Source organism: Selenomonas sp. AE3005 (genome assembly GCF_000686945.1).
Lineage (GTDB): Bacteria > Bacillota > Negativicutes > Selenomonadales > Selenomonadaceae > Selenomonas_A.
Map to the genome: position 1 here is coordinate 62,819 of NZ_JMME01000005.1, position 23,252 is coordinate 86,070.

Annotated in this window: 20 protein-coding genes; 15 read left to right on the forward strand and 5 right to left on the reverse strand. The window is 50.5% G+C overall.

The features are described 5' to 3' along the window. Nucleotides 1-8 precede the first annotated feature (8 nt). Nucleotides 9-3,191: an efflux RND transporter permease subunit gene (locus tag DL94_RS0104495; protein WP_028129118.1), complete on the forward strand. Its 3,183-nt coding sequence runs from the start codon at nt 9-11 to the stop codon at nt 3,189-3,191. Between the two features lie 68 nt (nt 3,192-3,259). Here the strand turns inward: DL94_RS0104495 and DL94_RS0104500 are convergent, their stop codons facing one another. Continuing rightward, on the reverse strand, nt 3,260-4,687 hold the full coding sequence (locus DL94_RS0104500; RefSeq protein WP_028129119.1) for a hypothetical protein: 1,428 nt from the start codon (nt 4,685-4,687) through the stop codon (nt 3,260-3,262). A 183-nt stretch (nt 4,688-4,870) separates the two neighbouring features. Here DL94_RS0104500 and DL94_RS15190 point away from each other — a divergent pair, with 183 nt between their 5' ends. The 7 genes from DL94_RS15190 to DL94_RS0104535 all read left to right on the forward strand — a co-directional run bounded on the left by DL94_RS15190 (nt 4,871) and on the right by DL94_RS0104535 (nt 11,148). Continuing rightward, nucleotides 4,871-5,419, forward strand: a complete 549-nt coding sequence (locus DL94_RS15190) for a hypothetical protein (protein ID WP_051586309.1) — start codon at nt 4,871-4,873, stop codon at nt 5,417-5,419. Nucleotides 5,420-5,590: 171 nt separating this feature from the next. Further along, nucleotides 5,591-6,601 (forward strand): alpha/beta hydrolase, encoded by a 1,011-nt coding sequence (locus DL94_RS0104510; protein ID WP_037371303.1) that lies wholly within the window; start codon nt 5,591-5,593, stop codon nt 6,599-6,601. After that, the gene (locus DL94_RS16005; protein WP_156031680.1) at nt 6,602-6,820 is read left to right on the forward strand and encodes a hypothetical protein; all 219 of its coding nucleotides are present in this window, start codon (nt 6,602-6,604) and stop codon (nt 6,818-6,820) included. 144 nt (nt 6,821-6,964) lie between these two features. Beyond that, on the forward strand, nt 6,965-7,951 hold the full coding sequence (locus DL94_RS0104520) for a biotin--[acetyl-CoA-carboxylase] ligase (RefSeq protein ID WP_028129121.1): 987 nt from the start codon (nt 6,965-6,967) through the stop codon (nt 7,949-7,951). A 20-nt stretch (nt 7,952-7,971) separates the two neighbouring features. Then, complete coding sequence (locus DL94_RS0104525) at nt 7,972-8,766, forward strand: type III pantothenate kinase (RefSeq protein WP_028129122.1); 795 nt, start codon at nt 7,972-7,974, stop codon at nt 8,764-8,766. A 15-nt stretch (nt 8,767-8,781) separates the two neighbouring features. Further along, the gene (gene dusB / locus DL94_RS0104530; RefSeq protein WP_028129123.1) at nt 8,782-9,756 is read left to right on the forward strand and encodes a tRNA dihydrouridine synthase DusB; all 975 of its coding nucleotides are present in this window, start codon (nt 8,782-8,784) and stop codon (nt 9,754-9,756) included. Between the two features lie 3 nt (nt 9,757-9,759). Further along, the gene (locus DL94_RS0104535) at nt 9,760-11,148 is read left to right on the forward strand and encodes an aminopeptidase (protein WP_028129124.1); all 1,389 of its coding nucleotides are present in this window, start codon (nt 9,760-9,762) and stop codon (nt 11,146-11,148) included. A gap of 717 nt (nt 11,149-11,865) precedes the next feature. Here the strand turns inward: DL94_RS0104535 and deoD are convergent. Beyond that, a complete protein-coding gene (gene deoD / locus DL94_RS0104545) occupies nt 11,866-12,576 on the reverse strand; it encodes a purine-nucleoside phosphorylase (protein ID WP_028129125.1) in 711 nt (236 codons plus the stop codon). A gap of 240 nt (nt 12,577-12,816) precedes the next feature. On the opposite strand from deoD, the gene DL94_RS0104550 reads away from it, so the two are divergent. The 7 genes from DL94_RS0104550 to dnaJ all read left to right on the forward strand — a co-directional run bounded on the left by DL94_RS0104550 (nt 12,817) and on the right by dnaJ (nt 20,241). Next, on the forward strand, nt 12,817-13,191 hold the full coding sequence (locus DL94_RS0104550) for a RidA family protein (RefSeq protein ID WP_028129126.1): 375 nt from the start codon (nt 12,817-12,819) through the stop codon (nt 13,189-13,191). A gap of 74 nt (nt 13,192-13,265) precedes the next feature. Beyond that, entirely contained in the window at nt 13,266-14,624 is a 1,359-nt protein-coding gene (locus tag DL94_RS0104555; protein WP_037371307.1) for a TrkH family potassium uptake protein, read from the forward strand. Nucleotides 14,625-14,636: 12 nt separating this feature from the next. Continuing rightward, the gene (locus tag DL94_RS0104560) at nt 14,637-15,293 is read left to right on the forward strand and encodes a potassium channel family protein (RefSeq protein WP_028129128.1); all 657 of its coding nucleotides are present in this window, start codon (nt 14,637-14,639) and stop codon (nt 15,291-15,293) included. Between the two features lie 116 nt (nt 15,294-15,409). Next, nucleotides 15,410-16,444, forward strand: a complete 1,035-nt coding sequence (gene hrcA / locus DL94_RS0104565) for a heat-inducible transcriptional repressor HrcA (RefSeq protein WP_028129129.1) — start codon at nt 15,410-15,412, stop codon at nt 16,442-16,444. A gap of 64 nt (nt 16,445-16,508) precedes the next feature. Further along, entirely contained in the window at nt 16,509-17,114 is a 606-nt protein-coding gene (gene grpE / locus DL94_RS0104570) for a nucleotide exchange factor GrpE (protein WP_028129130.1), read from the forward strand. A 33-nt stretch (nt 17,115-17,147) separates the two neighbouring features. Continuing rightward, nucleotides 17,148-19,004, forward strand: coding sequence for a molecular chaperone DnaK (gene dnaK, locus DL94_RS0104575; RefSeq protein ID WP_028129131.1), 1,857 nt, complete (start codon nt 17,148-17,150; stop codon nt 19,002-19,004). A 70-nt stretch (nt 19,005-19,074) separates the two neighbouring features. Further along, nucleotides 19,075-20,241: a molecular chaperone DnaJ gene (gene dnaJ / locus DL94_RS0104580; protein ID WP_028129132.1), complete on the forward strand. Its 1,167-nt coding sequence runs from the start codon at nt 19,075-19,077 to the stop codon at nt 20,239-20,241. 320 nt (nt 20,242-20,561) lie between these two features. Here dnaJ and bioD read toward each other — a convergent pair whose 3' ends face one another. The 3 genes from bioD to bioA are packed head-to-tail and all read right to left on the reverse strand — an operon-like array spanning nt 20,562 to nt 23,061. Further along, nucleotides 20,562-21,248 (reverse strand): dethiobiotin synthase, encoded by a 687-nt coding sequence (gene bioD / locus DL94_RS0104585; RefSeq protein WP_028129133.1) that lies wholly within the window; start codon nt 21,246-21,248, stop codon nt 20,562-20,564. Continuing rightward, on the reverse strand, nt 21,245-21,832 hold the full coding sequence (locus DL94_RS14255) for a biotin transporter BioY (protein WP_051586319.1): 588 nt from the start codon (nt 21,830-21,832) through the stop codon (nt 21,245-21,247). Before DL94_RS14255 ends, bioD begins: the two co-directional genes overlap by 4 nt. Before the next feature lie 26 nt (nt 21,833-21,858). Then, a complete protein-coding gene (bioA, locus tag DL94_RS0104595) occupies nt 21,859-23,061 on the reverse strand; it encodes an adenosylmethionine--8-amino-7-oxononanoate transaminase (protein WP_028129134.1) in 1,203 nt (400 codons plus the stop codon). Between the last annotated feature and the right edge of the window lie 191 nt (nt 23,062-23,252).

Below are 23,252 nucleotides of genomic sequence, written 5' to 3' on the forward strand. Positions count from 1 at the left end.
GCGGCGATTTGTCTAAGTTCTTTATTCACCGCCCGATATTTGCCATTGTAATCTCGATTATCATCGTGATTGTGGGCATTTTGGCTGCTTTCCAGCTGCCAATCGCCCAGTATCCGCAGATTTCGCCCCCAACGGTATCAGTAGGTACGTCCTACACCGGGGCCAGCGCCTCCGTTATCAATGATACGGTGGCACAGATAATCGAGCAGCAGGTCAATGGTACCCAGGGCATGGATTATATGAGTTCCAACTCGGACGACAGCGGCCGTTACAGCCTGTCTGTAGTCTTTGAGACGGGAACTGATGGCGATATGGACGCCGTAAAGGTGCAGAATAACGTCGCCATCGCCAACGCCAGCCTGCCTTCCGATGTACAGCAGGTGGGTGTTACCACTAAAAAATCTTCTAACGACATGGCGTACATGTTGTCCATTTATTCACCGGATGGCACTTATGACCGCGCCTTTATGAAAAACTACGCTGATATTTATCTGCTCGATGAACTTAAGCGTGTGTCCGGCGTTGGTGATGTGCAGATTTTCGGTTCCGACTACGCTATGCGTATTTGGCTGAATCCGGATAAACTTGCAGAGCTGGGCTTGACAGTTGCCGATGTAACATCGGCCATCAAGGAACAGAATGTACAGGCACCGGCCGGTACTGTCGGTGCTATGCCGGTAGCTAACGGTCAGGAAAAGCAGTACACCGGTAAAATCGCCGGCCGTCTGGTTACGCCGGAAGAATTCGGCAATATCGTCCTGCGTTCCGATAAAGGTAAATTCGTTCGTCTTAAGGACGTGGCCCGCGTGGAAACCGGGGAAAAATCCAGTTCGATTATTTCCAAGTTTAACGGCTATCCCTCTGTAGGTTTCGGTGTCAATCTGACAAGTGATGCCAATGCTATGCAGACGGTAGCAGGTGTGCGTGAAGTGCTCGAAAAGGCCAAACCGACCTTGCCGCCGAAACTTGAGATGGCCCAGATTTTTGACTCCACGAATTATATCAATGCGTCTATTAAGGAAGTAGTGGAAACTTTCCTGGAAGCCCTCTTGCTGGTGGTACTCGTTATCTTCCTGTTCCTCCAGAGCTGGCGGGCAACGCTGATTCCGCTGCTGGCCGTGCCGGTATCCCTTATTGGTACTATGGCGGCTTTCGTGGTGCTGGGGTTCTCCATCAACACACTGACACTGTTCGCCATGGTTTTGGCTATCGGCCTGGTTGTCGATGATGCTATCGTTGTTATCGAAAATGTCGAAAAGCACATGGAAGAAGGTCTGACTCCGGTTGATGCGACTGAACGCGCCATGGCCGAAGTGCAGGGGCCGGTTGTGGCTATCGCCTTCGTACTGGCAGCTGTGTTTGTGCCGGTAGCTTTCCTGGGCGGCATGACCGGTATTCTCTACCGTCAGTTCGCTCTGACCATTGCCGTGTCTATGGCTCTCTCGGCCTTTGTGGCCCTGACTCTGACGCCGGCCTTGTGTGCCATGATTTTGAAACGCCATGAGGCTAAAGACGATGAAGGCGTTCTCGGTCAGTTCTTCGTGAAGTTCAACGATTGGTTTGAACGTACGAAACGCGGTTATATGGGCATTGTGGCCAAGTTTATCCGCCGTACGCGTCTGGCAATTCTCTTTATGATAATCGTCTGCATTATCTCCGCAGCGCTTTACAAAGTATTGCCGTCGACCTTCGTGCCTGACGAGGACCAGGGGTATCTCTTTACGGTAGTACAGCTGCCGGAAGGTACGTCTATGAATGTCACCCAGAAAACCATTGATAAGGTAGCCACGGCCGCCAAAGAGGTTAAAGGCGTGGAAAATGTCATGGCTATCACCGGTTTTGATATTTTGGGCGGCGGTGCCAAGCCCAGCGCCGGTCTGGTAGTTCTGGGTATGAAAGACTGGTCACAGCGCAGTGGTGCTGAATCTGTCGGCGCTGCTGTAGGCACCATGTTCGGTATTGGTGCCAAACTTGCTCCGGAGGCCACGGTTATCGCCATGAATCCGCCGGCTTTGCCCGGTCTTGGTTCTGTAGGCGGCTGGAGCCTGCAGCTGCAGGATATGTCTGGTCATACGGACCAGGAACTGGCTGACATTACCGGTAAAATCGTAGCGGCTGCCAACCAGCGGCCGGAGCTCAAAGGTGTGCGTACGACCTTTAAGATGACGGCGCCGACCTATGAATACGATATTGACCGTGAAAAGGTCAAACAGCTCGGCGTCAGCATGTCCGATGTGTTCACGGCCATGCAGGTGAACTTCGGTGGCGCGCAGGTCAATGACTTCAACCAGTTCGGCCGTACCTACAAGGTAATGCTGCAGTCTGATATGAGTTACCGCAGTGAAACGGACGGCATGAAGTTTGTCTATGTGAAGAGCTCTACTGGCACGATGGTGCCTTTGGACACTCTCTTAAAACCCCGTGTAAGTTCCGGCCCGACTTCGATTTCCCGTTTCAACGGTGCCCGGGCGATAAATATTCAGGGCAGCGCCGGGGAAGGTTATTCCTCCGGTCAGGCCATGGCCGCCATCAAGGAAGTTGTAGAGCAGAACGCTCCGAACGGTTTCAATATTGAATGGTCCGGCCAGAGCCGTGAAGAGGCCAAGGCCTCCAGTTCGACCTTGCAGGTGCTGGCGCTGGCACTCGTATTCGTATTCCTGTGCCTGGCAGCTCTTTATGAAAGCTGGAGCGTTCCCTTTGCCGTCCTGCTGACGGTGCCGACAGGCATCATGGGCGCATTGCTTTCCGAGTATGGCCTGGGCCTGCTGGAAGGTCTGTTCGGCATTAAAAATGCCGGCCTGCAGAACAGCGTTTACATGCAGATTGGTATCATCATGATTATCGGTCTGGCAGCTAAGAACGCTATTCTCATTGTTGAGTTCGCCAAGGTACGTGTGGACAGGGGCATGGAACCGGTCAAAGCAGCTATTGAGGCTGCCGGCCTGCGCCTGCGTCCTATCCTCATGACGTCCTTTGCTTTCATCATCGGCTGTCTGCCGTTGGCGATTGCTACTGGTGCCGGTGCGGCTGCCCGTAACGGCATGGGCGTGGCCGTTGTCGGCGGTATGCTCTTTGCCACGGCTTTGGGTATTTTCCTGATTCCTGTGTTCTTCGTAGCCATGGAATGGATTGCCGCGAAACTTGGTATATTCAAACAGCAGAAGAAGAAAACTTCTGCCGATTACATGTAAATATTTGCTATGCTAAGCGTAAAGAGGGCGGCTGACTGGTCAAATGACCAGTCAGCCGCCCTCTGTTGTCAGGACAGGAAAACGGATGTAACTTTACTGGTATCGATAAGGTTATGGCTCTGGACGTAATCATTCCAGCCAGCCTGCAAGGCAGACAGTTCATTGGTATCATTTTCGGTCAGGGCATCCGTGGGCTTTGTATGGTCAAAGATGCCATGAGAAGTATCGGTGACGGGGGCACTCCTGTCGTCTACATGGGCCAGCCGCTGATGGAAGTCTATATCGAAACTGTCCTCAGGGGCACGGCTGTCCAAAACATCCCGGGCAGTTTTGACTTTATGCTGATTTTCCTCATTCTGCTTGCCGGTCATCTTATCCAACATTTCGGCAGTCTGCTCAAACTGCTGGCGCAGATTATCCAGATAACTGGTATCCGTTTGGACAGTTTCCTGGGTTTTCTTTTTGTTCGGTTCCACATTTAGGGCGTTGTTTTTCTTTTTATAGGCTTTGGCGATGGCGGCCTCCACATCCTCCTGATATTTTTTGTCTTTAATGTCCAGCTCACCGCCGCCCTGAACATAACGTACCATTTTCTCTATCTGGGTCAGCAGGGGATTTTTATCGGGGTTATCACCAGTAATAACGCCAAAAGCAGTTTTTATATCCTCAAAGAATTTATCATCTGTACCGAAGTTTTTGGCGTAATCATTCAGCTGGCTGGCCAATTGGCCAAAGAGGCCGCCGGAAATTTCTTTGGAATTTTCCAGCACGGTATCTCCGGCTTGGGCATAAGTCATCACGGTAACATTATTGTCTTTGAGAACATCGTAAGCTTCTGAATAGCTGGTGTATGGTTTCAAAATATCGCTGATGGTGTCACTGATGTTCTGTTTCAGGGTGTTTTGCAGTTTATCCGTAACAGTCTGCACATCGGCGGCTTTGCTTATTGCGGTGTTTTCCTTCAGGCCCTCTGCAAAAGTCCAAGTGTAGTGCTGGCTTTTTATGGTAGTGATGTTGGGGCGGGTCAGCTTGCCGTTGGCATCAAGGTTTAATTTTATATTACCGATATAGCCAGGGCGATTGTTTTGGGATAATCGGTCAAGCTCTGCCCGGATGGCTTTTTCTTCCGGGGTAAGCTCCTTTTTCAGCAAAGGGGTAAGGTCAACCACTTCTATCTTGCCATCGAGATTGTCCAGCGTGGCATTAGCAGGCTTAACCATGCCTGTTCTGGGGCGCGACAAAATCTCATCTATCCCTGCCTGCAATTCGGCCAGTTCATCTTCCAGACTCTGGTCAGCACGGTGGGGCAGATAGGCCGTTGACCCGCGTTCAATCCAATGGCTTTTATAGCTTTCCTTCGCCCCGCTCAGTTCCACCTGATACGCAGGGGAGTCCTGCTGCGCAGACGTTTCCTGCTGATGCTGCACAGCCTTGGCGGTATCTATGGCGGCACTTACATTTATATTGCTGCCGTCTGCTGCTCGTCCGATAAGCATGCTAATCCCTCCTATAAGAACGCACTTAGCCAAATATATCCCAATATATTATCGGCAGGAAAGGGAGTGTTCTTAAGTTATATCTGGCAATTTGTATGTGCTGAGATACTGGAAACTTTTGCAGGAAACTTGCTGATGAAAAGAGAAACCTTATAGTATAGAGAGAATGCAGGGGGCGTAAACATGGGAACAATAGCACTAATCGGTATCGGAATTTTTTTAGGCTGGGTGATATTTGGGGCAAATCATCGTAATGACGGTGCGGAGAAAGAGCCGAAGGTGGTACAGAAATCCTTGACTGGTCAACATGACAGTCAAATAAGCAGACCTCAGGCAACAGGAGCTGTCCGTCCTGCCCGGCCGCTGCCACGTGGGCAGGAGTGCAGGGCAAATGACCATACCCTGCGCAATATCGCGGGCGGTATGGTGGCTGGAACAATCCTGGGGCACATGTTGACCGGCAATCATAAGAGCGAGGCGCATGAAACTATAAATAACAACATATATAATGAGTACAATGACCACGACTATGATGACTGGGAGGACAGAGATTACAATTACGATTACGATGTGGACCATGATGACGATTATGAGCATGATGACTATAACGATTATGACAGCTATGATGATAGCTATGACGACAGCGATGATTACCATGATGACGGCTATGACAGTTATGACAGCGGTTCCGACTGGGGCAGCGATACCTATGACGATGGCGGTGACTGGTAAATAATGTGCATACGTAAATATTATTTTATATTGACACCGTGTCAGTTATATTTTATAATAATGACACGGTGTCAATACTGATTCCAAACGTCTGGAAACGCTGGCTGACAAAGTTGAAGTTTCCACTATTCGTGAATGGGAAAAGAAGATGGAGTAAGGAGAGAAAAGGAAATGAAAACTAACATAAAAGGACGGTTAGCGCGGCTGCTCGCGGCAGGGATTTTCAGCGCCTGGCTTACGGCCGCCGGCATGACGGCTTGGGCGGCTCCGGCATGGAGCCTGCCTGATTCCGGTCTGCAGTTGGACGCTGCGGCCAAGCAGGCCTATGTGCAGGAGAAGATGGGGAAAATCTTCCGGCCGGCAGCTAATACGCCAACGGCAGTAAAACCTTTTACGGCACCGGATGGCTGGCAGTATGAAAGCTATGACATAGGCAGCTGCAACGTCGAAAAGCTGGTAAATCCGCAGGCAAAAACTAATAGAGTGGTTTTGCAGCTGCATGGCGGCGGTTATATCAACGGGCTGGGGAACGGTCATCGCGCCCTGGGCGTAAAGCAGATGGTACTGACAAATGCCCGTAAGGCCTATCTGGTAGATTACCGCACGGCACCTGCGCATACTTATCCTGCTGCTCTGGATGACGCTGTTCAGGCCTATGAAGATATTTTGGCGCAGGGCAATGCGCCGCAGGATATTGTGGTATTTGGCGATTCGGCCGGCGGCAACCTTGCCTTAGCTTTATCCCTCTACTTGCGTGAACATAACAAACCGCAGCCGGGGGCCTTGATTCTTATCTCTCCCTGGACGACTTTTGAGACAAATCTCCCTTCACGGAAGAATAATGCTGACCGCGATTTGATTCTTGGGAAAATCAATCCGCGCATGTATAACGAAGTGGCCAAGCCTTCCTATGGCAAGGGCTTAGCGGCTAAAGATGCGCGCATATCTCCGCTGTATGCCAATTTGCAGGGCTTGCCGCCTATGTTGATTCAGGCTGGCGGCTATGAAATGTTTTTGGACGAAAGCGTTGCCTTGGCGAAAAAGGCGGCTGCCGACGGTACGGTTGTGACCTTGACTGTTTACCCGGGCATGTCGCATGACTTTGCCCTGCTTTTGCCGGAGCTAAAGGATAGCATTGATTCCTTTAAGGAAATCCGGGATTTTGTGAACCTTCATTTGTAAATGTATAAGCAAAGAGCCAGTGATAACGGCAGGTATCTACGGCCATGTAGCGGCCATGTAGCGGCCATGTCCGGCTGGTTAAAATTCAGCAGAATGGTAAATGGCAGTGTTGTCAGCGATGAGCATGCCGTAAAGGTGGATTATCCCTTCGGTGAGCAGGCTGATAAAATGTATTTCAATTATGAGAAGATTGCGCAGTGGTTAAAAGATAAGAAATAACAGCCATACGTTTTCAATTTCGGCAGAAGAAACCCGTGACAGGCTCAAAGATGGCCTGCACGGGATTCTTTTTTGTTTCGACAAAACGGGAACAATGGTGTTATAATCGTATAGTGTAAAATAAAGCAATCCGGAGGGGTGGCCTTGCGTAACAAAATTTTGCAGATACTGCGTCAAAGCGGTAATAAATATATGTCCGGCGAAGAAATGGCCGAAAAATTGGGTGTGTCCCGGGCTGCGGTCTGGAAACATATCAAGGAAATGCGCAGTCAGGGCTATAACATAGAAAGTCTGGCGCGCAATGGCTACATTTTGCGCGAGGCACCTGACGCCATGCTGTCTGGTGAGATTAGCAATGGGCTGGAAACTAAAACCATCGGCTGCAGGATTATTTGTCATGAAGAGATAGATTCCACCAATAACGCAGCCAAGCGCCTGGCCAGAGAAGGGGCCGCAGAAGGTACAGTAGTAGTGGCCGAGAGCCAGACCGGCGGCAAGGGACGACTGGAACGGCAGTTCTTTTCGCCTAAGGGCAAGGGTATTTGGTTTTCGGTTGTTTTGCGGCCGAAGTTTTTGCCGCAGGAGGCACCCAAGTGCACGCTGCTGGCGGCAGTAGCCGTAGCCCGGGCCATGACGGAATTCGGCCTTAAGCCGGGGATAAAATGGCCTAATGACCTGCTTTATGATAATAAAAAGCTCGTGGGGATTCTCACGGAAATGAGTGCTGAAATGGACGGTATCAATTATATCGTCATCGGTACTGGTATAAATGTAAATATTGCCCCGGAAGAATTTCCGGAGGAATTGCGCAGCGTGGCTACGTCCCTGTCACAGATGAAGGGCGAAAACCTGCCACGGGTGAAGTTCTTTCAGGCGGTGCTCAGGGCGCTTGATGATTTATACGCCAAGGTGCAGGTAGAAGGCTTTGCACCGGTGCTTAAGGAGTGGCGGCAGTACAGTATCACCCTGGGGCAGGAGGTCAAAGTCATTGGCGTCCGGGACGGTGAAGTATATTATGGCAAGGCCGTAGATATTGACGACGAGGGAGCGCTGCTGGTGGATACAGCAGCAGGCCGTCAGCGCGTATTGGCCGGGGATGTATCAATAAGACCAAAAAATGGTAAATGGTAATATAGCAGGAGGACAATAATTTGTTACTGGTTTTAGATATTGGCAATAGTAACATTGTCATGGGGACTTACGAAGGCAAAAAACTGATGAAACATTGGCGTATTTCTACGGACCGGCAAAAGACCGGCGATGAGTACGGTATGCTGATGAATGACTTGTTCCGCTATCAGGGAATCAGCATGAATGATATTCATGCCATTATCATTTCTTCCGTTGTGCCGCCCCTGGTGGTGCCTATGGTGAAGATGTGTGAGCGTTATTTCCATTTGAAACCATTGGTGGTAGGCCCCGGTATCAAGACGGGGATAAAGCTGCATTATGAAAATCCCCGGGCTATCGGTGCTGACCGTATTGTCAATGTAGTGGGGGCTTATGAACAGTATGGCGGCCCGCTGATTGTCATCGATATCGGCACGGCGACGACTTATGATGTAGTGGGTGCTGATGGCGATTTCATGGGCGGCGTTATCGCCCCGGGTATTGGCACGAGTGCCGACGCCCTGTTCCAGACGGCGGCGCAGCTGCCCCGTATTGAGCTGGTACCGCCCAAGCAGATTATCTGCCGCAACACTATTCAGGGTATGCAGGCCGGGATTATTTTTGGCTATGTAGGGCAGATTGATGAAATCGTCCGCCGTATCAAGACCGAATTTGGGCAGGAAATGCAGGTTATCGCCACGGGCGGCCTGGCACGTATGATTGCCAAGGAATCCGCTACCATCGATAAGGTTGACCACTTCCTGACGCTGACAGGCCTGCAGGCGCTCTACGAGCGCAATGCCGACAAGCGGGACGGCGCAGAACGCAATTCATAAGGAAAAAAAGCAAGTATGAAAATCGGAAAATATTCTTTTAGTGAGCCCGTGTTTTTGGCACCGATGGCCGGTGTCACTGACACGGCTTACCGCATTATTGCCCATGATATGGGCTGTCCGCTCTGCTATGCGGAAATGGTCAGCTCGCAGGGCATTCACTTCCGCAATGAGCGGACGCTGTCCATGCTGGCCTCGGAGCCGGGGGAACGACCGCTGGCCATGCAGATTTTTGCCAATTCCCCGGAAATGGCGGCCGAGGCTGCCAGCTATGTGGAAGAACTCGGGACGGCTGATATCCTGGATTTCAATATGGGCTGTCCGGCACCGAAAATCGTCAAAAACGGGGAAGGTTCGGCTTTAATGCTGGCTCCCGATAAGGTTTATGAAATATTGTCTGCTATCCGCAAGGCGGTGAAAATGCCGTTTACCGTGAAGATGCGCAAGGGCTGGGACGACCAGCATGTCAATGTACTCGAAATTGCTAAAATTGCCGAGGCGGCCGGCGTCGATGCCATCGCTGTGCACGGCCGTACTCGTGAGCAGTTTTACAGCGGACAGGCTGACTGGCAGATAATCGCCGAGGTAAAAAAAGCCGTGAAGGTGCCCGTCATTGCCAACGGTGATGTGCGCACCTGCAAGGATTTACAGCGTATCATGGATACCACCGGCGCGGACGGGGTTATGATTGGCCGCGGCGCGCAGGGCAATCCCTGGATTTTTAAGCAGCTGACGCATTACCTGCGCACGGGCGAAGTCCTGCCGCCACCGACGCTGCAGGAACGGGCGGCCGTCATTGTGCGCCATTTGGATTTGCTCCTGAAATACAAGGGGGATTATATCGGCCCCCGGGAAATGCGCAAGCATGCGACCTGGTATACCAGAGGTATCACCCACGGCGCGATTTTACGTGATAAATTCAATCGGGCGGAAAAGCGTGAGGACTTTATCGCCATTTTAAATGAATATTTCAATCTGGATATGGAGGCATAGAAGATGAGTGACGAGAAAAAAACTTCTCTGTGGAATCAATATACTGAGGCCGAAAAAGCCGAGCTGGAAGAATTAAATGCCGGCTATCGTGAGTTCCTGACCAACTGCAAAACGGAACGGGAAAGTGTCAAAGAGGCGGTAAAGCAGGCTGAGGCTGCCGGCTATCGCAATCTGACGGCGGTCATCAAGAACGGTGAAACGCTCAAGGCCGGGGACAAGGTCTATGCCGTCAATATGGAAAAGGCGCTTGTGCTCTTCAATATCGGTACGGAACCGCTGGAACAGGGCATGAATATCCTGGGCGCTCATATTGACACCTGCCGTCTGGACGTGAAACAGAATCCGCTTTATGAGGAAGGCGGCCTGGCTTATCTTGATACTCATTATTATGGCGGTATCAAGAAGTATCAGTGGGTAACGCTGCCCTTGGCCCTGCATGGCGTGGTGGCCAAGAAGGACGGCACGGTCGTAGAAATCTGCATTGGCGAAGAGGATAATGACCCGGTATTCTGCGTTACTGACCTGCTGATTCACCTCTCGCAGGAACAGATGAAGAAAAATGCCGCCAAGGTTATCGAAGGGGAAAGCCTTGATATTCTGGTGGGCAATTATCCGCTGAAAAAAGATGACAAGGAAAGCGTGAAGGACGGCGTCCTGCAGCTGATTAAAGATAAATATGATATTGAGGAAGATGACTTCCAGTCGGCAGAACTGACGCTCGTACCGGCTGGCAAAGCCCGGGAACTTGGCTTTGACCGCAGTATGATTATGGCCTATGGCCAGGACGACAGAGTCTGCTCTTATACCTCGCTGCGTGCGATGCTCGATATGGAAAAGGTTCAGCGTACTTCCTGCTGCCTGCTGGTGGATAAGGAAGAAATCGGCAGTGTCGGGGCTACGGGTATGCAGTCCCGGTTCTTTGAAAACACTGTGGCTGAGGTGATGAATGCCTGTGGCGTATATAGTGAACTGTCCCTGCGCCGCCTGCTGGCCAACAGCAAAATGCTCTCCTCTGACGTGTCAAGTGCCTATGACCCCCTCTATGCCAGCTCCTATGACAAGAAGAACGTGGCATACTTAGGCAAGGGCATGGTGTTCAACAAATTCACCGGCGCCCGTGGCAAGTCCGGTTCCAATGATGCCAATGCCGAGTACCTCGGGGAACTGCGTGCCATGATGGATAAGCACAATGTCCACTATCAGCTGGCCGAACTGGGCAAGGTTGATTTAGGCGGTGGCGGTACCATTGCCTATATCATGAGCCTCTACGGCATGCAGGTCATCGACAGCGGTGTGGGCGTAATGAGCATGCACGCTCCGTGGGAAGTGACCAGTAAGATTGATGTGTATGAGGTCAAGAAAGGGTATATGGCGTTCCTCACAGAGGCATAAAGACACATATACAAATTGGAGTTTGACGGTCAATACGTGCTGAAATATTTTTGTTACAGCTCAGTCGGGCGGAGGTGGTAATACTTTTCGCTGTTGCACTGAATGGCCCACTAGCAAACGACAGCACTTTTTAGCTACCTTGCGCCGGGCAGGCCAGCGGCGCGATTATTCATCTCAATATCCAGGGGGCTGTTGTTTGTGGGCCAGTCCTCACTGCGTTCGGACAGTCGTTCCACTGCGAAAAGCATCACCACCTCCGCCCTAAGCAACGTCCATATAAAACGACTTTTTCGCAGTGACAGGTAACAAGCACATCGATGTTCTTGTAACGGGAGAACGAGTTCGTGGCAATTGTTCAGACCGTTTGTGGGGGCGAACGGGGGAGTGATTTTTATGCGAGGAGCGACCGCCTGAGCGCAGCGAAGGCCGGCACACTGTAGTACGCAGCTAAGCAACTACGCTGAAAGGAGCGCCGTTGGCCTGCCCGGCGCAGGTAACTGGACAGCTATCTTTTTCGAGGTGTGTCGTTTAGCGGGGGCAGAAAAATTACTCCCCCGTGAACCCCGGGCACGTATTAACGGGATACTTTTAAGAACGAATTGACCGACAAACTGCAATATGCAAAAAAGCCCGGCAATACCATTCTTAGCGTTTGACGCCAAGAATGGTATTGCCGGGCTTTATAGTTTTGCCGGAAAGCGAATCAGCCAGCGAGAATTAGTCTTCGATAGCGGTTTCGAGGGCAATCTTAATCATGTCGTTGAAGGTCGTCTGACGTTCTTCAGCAGAGCAAGCCTCGCCGGTCAGGAGATGGTCGCTGACGGTGAAGAGGGCCAGAGCCTGTACATGAGCCTCAGCAGCCAGCGTATAGAGAGCTGCAGCCTCCATTTCAACAGCGAGAATGCCGTATTTACGCAGCTTTTCACTGTCGATTTCTTCATCATAGAAACGGTCAACGGAGATAATGTTGCCGACCGTTGCTTTGAGGTTTAACTTTTTCGTGTTGGCAACGGCCTTGGACAGCAGGTCGTAGTCAGCGATGGGGCAGTAGTTGATGCTGCCGCCGAAGATGTTGCGGATCATGGAAGAATCCGTGCTGGCTGCCTGAGCAATGAGGACGTCACGGAGTTTTACATCGGGATGCATACCACCGCAGGTACCTACGCGGAACAGCTTTTTGCAACCAAAGCTGTGAATGAGTTCATGAGTGTAGATGGAGATGGAAGGCATGCCCATGCCGGTGCCCTGTACGGAAACAGGAACGCCTTTATATTTACCAGTGAAACCTAAGATATTGCGTACAGACGTGTACTGCTTTACATCATCGAGGAAATTTTCAGCGATGAACTTAGCCCGGAGGGGGTCACCGGGGAGCAGGATGCGTTCTGCGATATCGCCTTTTTCAGCGCCAATATGAGGAGTTGCCATGTTTAATTCCTTCTTTCTGTGAAATAAATTCTAAACGATACATTTATTATATGAAAAAATAACAAATAAGAAAAGGCCATTTGTCCGTTAATTTAAAAAGTCTGTGGCGGTACAGCGATTTGCTGTCGGGGATATTACATGCCTGCCGGCGGAGAAATCTTGTAACATTTCAGTTGTTGGAGTAAAATAAATAAGGTACAGTAATTATAGTATGCACTTTCATTATGAGGAGGAATTATCATGCAGGTCATTCATACCGATAAGGCTCCGGCTGCAGTAGGGCCCTATAGCCAGGCTGTTAAGGCAGGCAATACCTTATACCTTTCCGGGCAGATTGCCATCAATCCGGCTGAGGGGAAAATTGTCGCTGTGACTATTGAGGAGCAGGCTGAGCAGTGCTGCCGGAATATCGAGGCTGTGCTGGCAGCTGCCGGTACAGATATGAGCAAGGTTGTTAAGACAACCTGCTTTTTAGCAGAGATTGCTGATTTTAAAGCGTTTAACGAAGTTTATGCCAAACATTTCATCAGCAAACCTGCTAGGAGCTGTGTGGCGGTAAAAGACCTGCCGGCTGGGGCCTTGTGTGAAATTGAGGCCATTGTGGTAATGGAATAAAATTTTTACGGCAGGTGATTTACGAAATCACCTGCCGTTCGCGATTCTAAAAGATATTTAAGGGGGATTGAGGGATGAAAAGAGGGGCTGATATCAGAGCCCAGCAAAAATTTCGGTTGAAACCTACGCAGACGATTATCCTCAGCTTTGTGCTGATGATTGGCCTGGGAACCTTCCTGCTGATGCTGCCGGTCAGTACAGTAAGCGGCGAGGGCCTGCCGACCATGGACGCCTTGTTTGTGTCCACATCAGCGTCCTGCGTTACAGGCCTGACGGTAGTCGATGCCAAGAACGAGCTGAGTTTCTTTGGCAAGTGTGTCCTGCTCATGCTGATACAGGTGGGCGGCCTGGGGATTATGACCTTGGCCACGATGGCTGCGCATACGATGGGCTATCGTTTTCAGCTGAAACAAAGCCTGATTTTACAGGAGTCCCTGAATCAGAGCGGCCGGGCCGGCTTATTTGATTTAATCCGCCGGGTGATTTTATACACGCTGGCGATAGAGGGCTTTTTTGCGCTGGTGTTGACATGTCATTTTTATCCGGAATTCGGCTGGTGGCAGGCCCTGGGGTATGGGATTTTTCATGCGGTGTCGGCCTTTTGCAATGCCGGCTTTGACCTGTTTGGCAATTATGACAGTCTGTGCGGCCGGCCTGACGATATTTTCCTCCTGGCCGGTATAGGCCTGCCAATTATTTTAGGCGGTATTGGTTTTACGGTCATTTATGATGTGCTGCATTGTAAAAGCTGGCGCAAGTATTCGCTGCATACCAAAATCGTACTCGTCAGCAATACGCTGCTGCTGGTACTGGGGACGGCGTTGATTTTTGCCGTGGAAACGGGCAATGACAAAACGATAGGGACTATGCCCGTGGGGCAACAGGTGGCGCATGCGGCTTTTATGTCGATTTCCTGCCGGACGGCCGGTTTTAACAGTTTTGACCTGGCACAGTCCATGCAGATTACGCAGCTGGTGATGATTATCCTGATGTTTATCGGGGCGTCGCCCTTGTCCACCGGCGGCGGTATCAAGAGCACGACCTTTTTCGTCATTTTGCGCTCCGTATGGGCGGTGTTCCGTGGGGAAAGTGAGCTGACGGTCTTTGGGAGGGCTATCTCCAAGGACCTGCGTGACCAGGCTTTTGCCATTTTTACCATCGGTACTATTTGGGTAGTCAGCATGGGTATGATACTTTCGGCCATTGATGGCGAAGTGCACGACCTGGAAGAAGTAATCTTTGAAACGGTATCGGCTTTTGGCACCGTGGGCATGGGGATAGGTATTACCCTGAACTGGAATGACTGGGGCAAGGGACTTTTGGCCCTGACTATGCTGCTGGGGCGCGTGGGGATTATGACATTCCTGCTGGCCTTCATCAAGCAGAAGAATTCCACCATCAAACACCCGGAAGAAAATATCATGATTGGATAAGGAAGGGATTTTATGGCAAGCAAACGGCAATTTGCAGTTTTGGGGCTCGGACGCTTTGGTATAAGCGCTGCCCTGACGTTGGAAAATATGGGCTATGAGGTGTTGGGGGCGGATATGGATACCAACGTAGTAGCCAACCTGTCAGAAGAACTTTCACAGGTGGTCAGTTTTGATATGCGTGACGCCCGCGCCATGGACCAGGTGGGAATTGGCAGCTTTGATACGGTTATCATCGCCTCGAAAAATCTGGAGGCCAGTCTGATGGCGACTATGCTCTGTAAAGAGCGGCAGGTGCCGGAAATCGTGGTCAAGGCGATTGACGAACGCCATGCTGAAATGGCCCGGAGCCTGGGCGCGACCAAGGTTATTTTTTCTGAGCGTGATATGGCCAAACGCACGGTGATGCACCTGGTATCGGATAATGCCGTGGATTACATTGATATCGACGCCAACATAAAAGTCATAAAAGTCGTGACGCCCAAGGCCCTGGTGGGGAAAAATCTGCTGGAGGCAGATCTGCGCAAGCAGTTTAATGTGGTGGTCATTGCTATCAGGCATGGCAGTGAAGTTTTTGTAACACCATCACCGACGTATAGATTTGCGGCTGCGGACTGTCTTTATATAATAGGTACAGAGGCCTCCCTGGCAAGTTTTGAACAGAGCTTTTGACTTTTTGCCTTTTTATCTCTTGACTTTTTGTTTTATTCGCGGTATCATGCTTATAGATTGAAATTAGCACTCACTATTTCAGAGTGCTAACAGCGATACCTGAAAGGGGGGAGCAGATGGCAGGCGAGTTAGACGAACGCAAACAGCGTGTGCTAAAGGCCGTTATCGATGATTATATCGAATCGGCAGAGCCTGTAGGCTCCCGGACGCTGGCCCGCAAGTATGATTTGGGAGTGAGTCCGGCCACTATCCGCAATGAAATGGCGGATTTGGAAATGCTGGGGTATTTGCAGCATCTGCATACCTCATCGGGCAGAGTTCCTTCATCGAAGGGCTATCGGTTTTATGTGGACGGTCTTATTCCGCCGCAGCCGGTCAGCGATGAGGAAAAGGCCATCATTGACCGCTGGTATAAAACCAGAGTCAAACGCATTGAGCAGGTCTTTGAGGAAACGGCGAAAATTATTTCTGCCGTGACGAAAAATGTTTCGCTGGTGCTGGCACCACAGATGACGCAGGCGCAGTTCCGCTGCCTGCAGTTCCTGCCCTTAGACGACAGGCGCGTGATTACGGTTTTGATGACTGATGCCGGTTTCATCGAGAACAAAATCATGGAAATGCCTGACGGGGCGGTTTTTGAAGACTTTCAGCGCCTGGCGGCGGTGATTAATAAGAATCTGACCGGTCATACGCTTAAGTCCATTGAACACCATTCCCTGGCGGAAATCCGTGATGAAATCCGGGATGAGTCGTTGTATGAATCGGCTCTGGCCATCATTCAGCGCGCTTTGGATTCGGGCCGCCACGAACGGCTCTATCTGGGCGGTACCACACAGCTGCTCGAGCAGCCGGAGTTCCACGATGTGGAAAAGGTCAAGCATATCCTTATGACGCTGGAAGAGGAAGAACTGATGAAGGATATCCTCCGCGCGCATATCGGTGATGGCCTTGAGGTCACCATCGGTCAGGAAAATGAGGACAGCCACTTCAAGGACAGCAGTATTATCACAGCGACCTATCATTTGGATGGTGAGCTGTTAGGTACTATTGCGGTGCTGGGACCTACCCGTATGGAATACGCCAAGGCTATGAGCCTTTTGGAGTACATGAACAACAATTTAACCAATGTTATCAAACGCTTTCACTGGTAGAATCTGGTGATTTAGCAAGAAATAATAAAAACCTTGGAAAGAGGTGAAGGATTTGCCATCATTCATGAAAGACGAATTAAAGAAGAAGGATGAGCAAAAGCTGGAGGAAATGCAGCAGGAAATCAATGCTGCTCATGCTGATGAGGCCGATGAGGCGGAAGATGCAGCCAGCGAAAGCGCAGAAAATGAAAATGAAGAAACTCAGGAGCCTCAGGACGAAGTTGCTGCCCAGATTGAAAAACTGACAGCAGACTTGAAGGAAAAAGAAGACAGAGCTCTTCGCCTGCAGGCAGATTTTGAAAACTTCCGCCGCCGGACCAGCAAGGAAAAAGAAGAACTGGCCGCGGTGGTAACGCAGGGGCTTTTGAAGGATATGCTGCCGCTTTTGGATAACTTCGAGCGTGCTATGGCCGCTGAGGCCAAAGACGGTGAGGCTTTCCAGAAAGGCGTGGAAATGATTTTCACGCAGTTCACGGAAATCCTGAAAAAGAACGGCCTTGAACACATTGAGGTAGAAGGTCAGAAATTTGACCCGAACTTCCATCAGGCTGTCATGCGTGTCCAGAATGCAGATATGGAAGATGATGACATCGCCCAGGAACTGCAGAAGGGCTACATGGTGAAGGGCCGGGTAATCCGCCCGTCCATGGTGCAGGTTGTTGCTAACTGATTGAGTTAATAAAAGTTTTTAGGAGGATAAATCATGTCAAAGGTTATTGGTATTGACTTAGGTACGACGAACTCCGTTGTATCCGTTATGGAAGGCGGCGAGCCGACTGTCATCACGAATCCGGAAGGCAGCCGTATCACCCCGTCTGTTGTAGGTTTCACGAAGGACGGCCAGCGCCTCGTTGGTCAGCTGGCTAAGCGCCAGGCTGTGTCCAACCCGGACCGTACGATTGCATCCATCAAACGCCACATGGGCGAAAATGACTATAAGGTCAGCATTGATGGCAAGGATTACACGCCGCAGGAAATCTCCGCTATGGTTCTGCAGAAACTGAAAGCTGACGCCGAGGCATATCTTGGCGAAACTGTCAGCCAGGCTGTAATCACGGTTCCGGCTTACTTCAACGACAGCCAGCGTCAGGCTACCAAAGATGCTGGTAAGATTGCCGGCCTCGAAGTTCTGCGTATCATCAACGAACCGACGGCAGCTGCCCTGGCTTACGGCCTCGACAAGGACGAAGATGAAACGGTTCTCGTATTCGACCTCGGCGGTGGTACGTTCGATGTATCTATCCTCGAACTCTCCAGCGGTACGTTCGAAGTTCTGGCTACCAATGGTGATACTCACCTCGGTGGTGATGACTTTGACCAGAAGATTATGGACTGGATGGTTGAAGAATTCAAGAAGGAAAACAGCATTGACCTGTCTCAGGACAAGATGGCTGCGCAGCGTCTCAAAGAGGCTGCTGAAAAAGCTAAGATTGAGCTTTCCAGCATGACGCAGACCAACATCAACCTGCCGTTCATCACGGCTGACGCTACGGGCCCGAAACATCTCGACCTGACGCTGTCCCGTGCTAAGTTCGATGAACTGACCCGTGACCTCGTAGAACGTACGATGGAACCGACGCGCAAGGCTATGGCTGACGCTGACCTTTCCGGCAGCGATATCAGCAAGGTAATCCTCGTTGGTGGTTCTTCCCGTATCCCGGCTGTGCAGGAGGCTATTCGTCAGTTCCTCGCTAAGGAACCCTCCAAGGGCGTTAACCCGGATGAATGCGTATCTGTTGGTGCTGCTATTCAGGGCGGTGTGCTCGTTGGTGAAGTTAAGGATGTACTGCTCCTCGACGTTACGCCGTTGTCCCTGGGTATTGAAACCCTCGGCGGTGTCTGCACGAAGATTATCGAGCGCAACACGACGATTCCGACGCATAAGAGCCAGGTATTCTCCACGGCTGCTGATAACCAGCCGTCCGTTGATATCCATGTTCTGCAGGGCGAACGCGAAATGGCTGCCGGCAACAAGACGCTCGGCCGTTTCGAACTCTCCGATATTCCGCCTGCACCGCGTGGTGTTCCTAAGATTGAAGTTTCCTTCGATATCGATGCCAACGGTATTGTGCATGTATCTGCCAAAGACCTCGGCACGGGCAAGGAACAGAAGATTACGATTCAGTCCGATGGCGGCATGACCAAGGAAGACATTGACCGTATGGTTAAAGAGGCTGAGGCCCATGCAGCTGAAGATAAGAAACAGAAAGAGGCCGTTGAGGTCAAGAACCAGGGCGAAAGCCTTGCATATCAGGCCGAAAAGACATTGAAAGACCTTGGCGACAAGGCTGATAAGACGCAGGCTGCAAATGTTCAGGCTGGCATTGATAAGCTCAAAGAGGCCCTCAAGGGTGGCGACACTGACGCTATCAAGAAGGCTACGGAAGAACTGCAGAAACCGCTCTACGAAATGAGCGCCGCTGCTTATCAGCAGGCTCAGGCCGCTGGCGCACAGGGTGCACCGGGCGCAGATGCAGGCGCTGGTGCTCAGCAGCAGGCTAAGGCTGATGATGATGTAGTTGATGCCGAATATACGGAAGTCAAAGACGACAAGAAATAAGTTTTCTCTTTGATACATTGTTGGGAGCCGCTTTAGTCAGGCTCCCAATAGTTTTTAAGGATGGTGCAACGTGAGCGAGAAACGCGATTACTATGAGGTACTGGGCGTCAGCAAGGGTGCCTCGGAGGCCGAAATCAAAAAGGCTTATAAAAAAATGGCCCGCAAATATCATCCCGACTTAAACCGTGACGACCCGAAAACTGCGGAAGAAAAATTCAAAGAGGTCAATGAGGCTTATGATGTCCTTAAAGACCCACAGAAAAAAGCAGCTTATGACCAGTTTGGCCATGACGCCTTCGCAAATGGCATGGGCGGTGGCGGAGCCGGTGGTTTTGGCGGTTTCGGTGGCGGCTTTGGTGGTTTTGGCGGCGGTGCTGAAGGTTTCGGGGATATCTTCGATATGTTCTTCGGTGGCGGCGGCCGCCGTTCCGGTGGCCGTCCTGGTCCGGAACGCGGCAGCGACCTGCGCTATGATTTGGAAATAACCTTTGAAGAGGCAGCCTTTGGTAAAGAGGCTGAACTCAATGTACCGCGGACAGAGAATTGCGAGAGCTGTCATGGTACAGGCGCAGCTCCGGGAACCAGCCCGGAAACCTGCCCTGACTGTAATGGTACGGGTACGCGGCAGACGGTGGCCAATACGCCGTTTGGCCGTATGGTCAACCAGACGACCTGTGGACGCTGTCATGGTACGGGTAAAATCGTCAAGAATCCCTGTGGTGACTGTCATGGTACAGGGCACAAGAAGGTTACGCGCAAAATCAAGGTTAATATCCCGAAAGGCGTGGACAATGGTTCGCGCGTGCGCGTAAGCGGCGGCGGTGAGGCTGGTGTACGTGGCGGCGGCAACGGCGACCTCTACGTATATATTTTCATCAAACCTCATAAGATTTTCCGGCGTGAAGGTTACGATGTCATTGTGGAAGTGCCGGTATCCTTTGTCCAGGCTGCCCTGGGCGACAAGGTACAGGTACCGACTATCGATGGCACGGTGGAAGTCAAGATTCCGGCCGGCACGCAGTCCGGTAAAATCCTGCGCTTGCGTGAGCGCGGTATTCCGCACCTGCGCGGCAATGGGCGCGGTGACGAGCATGTGGTCATCAAGGTACTCACGCCGCAGAACCTCAACCAGCGCCAGAAGGAACTGCTCAAGGAGTTCGGCGAAATCAGCGGCGATAAGGTGAACCCGGAACAGAAGAGTTTCCTGGATAATATCAAAAATCTCTTCAAAAAGTAAGATTAGATAGGCCGATACGTTGATATGTTGAGGCGTGGCGGCAGGGCTGGTGACTGCCTGCGCTGCGCTATGACCTTTGGCTAAAAATCTTTTTTGCCTTTTATAAAACGCAAAGTACTTAAACTCACTTCGTTCAGACAAAAGTACTTTGCGTTTTTATTTTTGTTGGGCAAAAAAGATTTTCTTAACGCCAAATGTCATACGCTTTGCTGCAGACAGCCACCAGCCCTGCCGGTACACAAGAAATATAAAGGCCTGTGCATGGTTAAATACATGCAACAGGCCTTAATTTTATCTTTAGACAACAAAATTCTATTTTGTCAGCAAAATAGGGCGGCAAGTTTTTCTGCCGGCAGGCTGGGAAGATTTTTGTCGCCATGACTGACGCAGGAAAGTACGTCAAGTCCGGTAAGTTTTTCGCACATAAGGCGGTTATCTTCTTCCATTACAGCGTGCGGATGGAAGTTGTTAAATATAATTCCCTTCAATGGTAAGTTTTTTTGTTTCATGTATTCATAGGTGAGTACTACGCCATTGATGGTGCCTAGTCCGGCATCTGCCACTAAAACGCTGGGCAGGTTGAATCTGCGCACAATATCTGCCAAAGAAATATGCTCTTCATCGTAACGCAAGGGGCAGGTAATGCCGCCGCTGCCTTCGACAACGACGTAATCATGTTCATGGCAGACTTCATGAAAGGTCTGCTCAATTACTTCCATGCGTACGGGCTGGCCTTCGATACGAGCGGCGAGATGCGGTGATACTGCGTGCTCATAGACATAGGGGCACATGCTGGCAAGGCTTTGTGAAATGCCGGAAATCTCTTTGACAAAGAGCGCATCACCTGGAATCAGGGTGCCGTCAGAACGGCGGTCATTGCCGCTCATGGCCGCTTTGTAATAAGCAACATCCAGCCCTGACTCATGCAGTGTTTTTACAAGAAGGCCGGCTATATAAGTCTTGCCAATTTCTGTGCCGGTTCCTGTGATGAATAAGTTTTTGCTCATGCGCACACCTCCTTATGAGCTGTGGCATGGTTTTCTGTTATCCATACACCGCTGTGGTAACAGCGCAAGCCGATGGCTGCAGCGGCCAGGCAAAGAAGAAAGTCAGGTATTACCTGTAAAACGCCACAGTAAAAGATGGCTGTCCAAAGAGGAATTGGCGTGTCAATCACATAGTTGGAAAACAGATAGAACCAGCTTATGCCAATCACGTACACAATAACCATGCCCAAAAGGTTAGCGGCCAGCAGGCGTCCATACGAAACGGTAGAAACTTGACGGGCATAAAAACCGCCAAGCCAGGCCTGCAGGATAAAGGCTAAAAGATAGCCAAACGTTGGCTGCAGTATATAGGCAGGGCCGCCGCCGGAGGCAAAGACCGGTACGCCCAACAATCCCAGCAATACATAAGCACTTACGGTAATGGCTCCGAGCCGGGCACCAAGAACGAGCCCGGCCAGCAGGGTAAACAAAAATTGCAGGGTGTATACATCTGTACCTACCGGAATGCGGATAAAGGTGCCTGCGGTAATCAGAGCAATGAATAAGCCGCAGAGAACGAGTTCGCGTGTATTAAGATGTTTCATAATTTCCTCCGTATCTATTAAAATAATTAGGCGTTCCGAAACCATTCCTTCATAACGTCATAGATGTGAATCAGTTCTTCATCAGTCAGTATATAAGGAGCCATGCTGTATAGATAGGTCAGGAATGGTCTGGCAAAGACGCCGCGCTCATAGGCAAATTGCTGATATCCTGCCAGCGTTTCGGCATTATAAACTTCAATGCAGGCACAGCCGCCCATAATACGGATTTCGCGTATGCGAGGGTCAGTAAAGCCAGCCAATTCCTTGCGGGCGACTTCTTCCATGTGTCTGGCCCTGGCGGTTACATTCAGCTGGTCATAGAGTTCAATAGAGGCCTTGGCAGCGGCGCACGCCAGTGCATTGCCCATAAAAGTAGGGCCATGCATTAAGGCTTTTTCCGGTGCATCATCGTAAAAGGCCGTAAAAACTTTTTTTCTGGCTACAGTGACCGCATGGCCGATATGTCCGCCGGTAAGTCCCTTGCCCAGTGCCAGAATATCCGGTAAAACCACATCGGCGACAAAGCGATGACCAGTACGGCCAAAGCCTGTAGCCACTTCATCAAAAATCAGCAAAACATCATATTCGTCGCAGAGTTCTCTAGCCCGTTTAAGAAAGGCAATATCATACATTCGCATACCGCCTGCTCCCTGCAGCAAGGGCTCGACAATGAAAGCGTTCAGCTCGTGACCATAGCGGACGAAGGCTTTTTCCAAAGCGGCAATCTCCGTGGGGATATGCACAACATAGGGATTTTTGCCGTATACCTGCAGGATAAAATGGTAATCCTCATCATCACCGACGGACATGGTTTTAAAGGTATCACCATGATACGCATGTTCAAGTGCCAGAACTGTACGGCGGTCATTCTCTCCGCGGTTCACATAATACTGCAGGGCCATTTTTAGTGCGACCTCTACAGCCACACTGCCGGAATCAGAGAAAAAGCAATAGTCCAGATCACCCGGCAGCCAGGCGGCGAGCTTTTCTGAGAGTTCCTCTACGGGCTTATGTGTTAGACCGCCCAGCATAACATGGGAAAATTTTTCCGCCTGCTGACAGATGGCTGCTGTAATTTGCGGCTGATGATAGCCGTATATTACGCTCCACCAGGAAGAGATAGAATCTAATAGCTTGGCATCTTTGGTGTAAAGATAAGGCCCTTCGGCCTTTAGTATCTCATAAGGAGCGTTCATGTTCTTCATTTGCTGGTAGGGATACCATATCATTTTATTACGTCCTCCCTTAGTTTAGTGTTTGTCTGCATATCTGTCGTTTCTTTTGGTAAAGACTACAATAAAACGATACTCTTCTATTCTTATTATGTCAACCTTTAAGACGATAATGGTTTACGTAAAGTATGGAGACGTTGACATAAAAAATGCGTGTTTGTATAATTACCACAGACATTCATTAGTAT

Coding starts and splice junctions, on each gene's coding strand:
- DL94_RS0104500 (WP_028129119.1), bottom strand. CDS start 4,687: ATGCTTATCGGACGAGCAGCAGACGGCAGCAATATAAATGTAAGTGCC.
- DL94_RS15190 (WP_051586309.1), top strand. CDS start 4,871: ATGGGAACAATAGCACTAATCGGTATCGGAATTTTTTTAGGCTGGGTG.
- DL94_RS0104510 (WP_037371303.1), top strand. CDS start 5,591: ATGAAAACTAACATAAAAGGACGGTTAGCGCGGCTGCTCGCGGCAGGG.
- DL94_RS16005 (WP_156031680.1), top strand. CDS start 6,602: ATGTATAAGCAAAGAGCCAGTGATAACGGCAGGTATCTACGGCCATGT.
- dusB (WP_028129123.1), top strand. CDS start 8,782: ATGAAAATCGGAAAATATTCTTTTAGTGAGCCCGTGTTTTTGGCACCG.
- DL94_RS0104535 (WP_028129124.1), top strand. CDS start 9,760: ATGAGTGACGAGAAAAAAACTTCTCTGTGGAATCAATATACTGAGGCC.
- deoD (WP_028129125.1), bottom strand. CDS start 12,576: ATGGCAACTCCTCATATTGGCGCTGAAAAAGGCGATATCGCAGAACGC.
- DL94_RS0104550 (WP_028129126.1), top strand. CDS start 12,817: ATGCAGGTCATTCATACCGATAAGGCTCCGGCTGCAGTAGGGCCCTAT.
- DL94_RS0104555 (WP_037371307.1), top strand. CDS start 13,266: ATGAAAAGAGGGGCTGATATCAGAGCCCAGCAAAAATTTCGGTTGAAA.
- DL94_RS0104560 (WP_028129128.1), top strand. CDS start 14,637: ATGGCAAGCAAACGGCAATTTGCAGTTTTGGGGCTCGGACGCTTTGGT.
- hrcA (WP_028129129.1), top strand. CDS start 15,410: ATGGCAGGCGAGTTAGACGAACGCAAACAGCGTGTGCTAAAGGCCGTT.
- grpE (WP_028129130.1), top strand. CDS start 16,509: ATGAAAGACGAATTAAAGAAGAAGGATGAGCAAAAGCTGGAGGAAATG.
- dnaK (WP_028129131.1), top strand. CDS start 17,148: ATGTCAAAGGTTATTGGTATTGACTTAGGTACGACGAACTCCGTTGTA.
- bioD (WP_028129133.1), bottom strand. CDS start 21,248: ATGAGCAAAAACTTATTCATCACAGGAACCGGCACAGAAATTGGCAAG.
- DL94_RS14255 (WP_051586319.1), bottom strand. CDS start 21,832: ATGAAACATCTTAATACACGCGAACTCGTTCTCTGCGGCTTATTCATT.
- bioA (WP_028129134.1), bottom strand. CDS start 23,061: ATGATATGGTATCCCTACCAGCAAATGAAGAACATGAACGCTCCTTAT.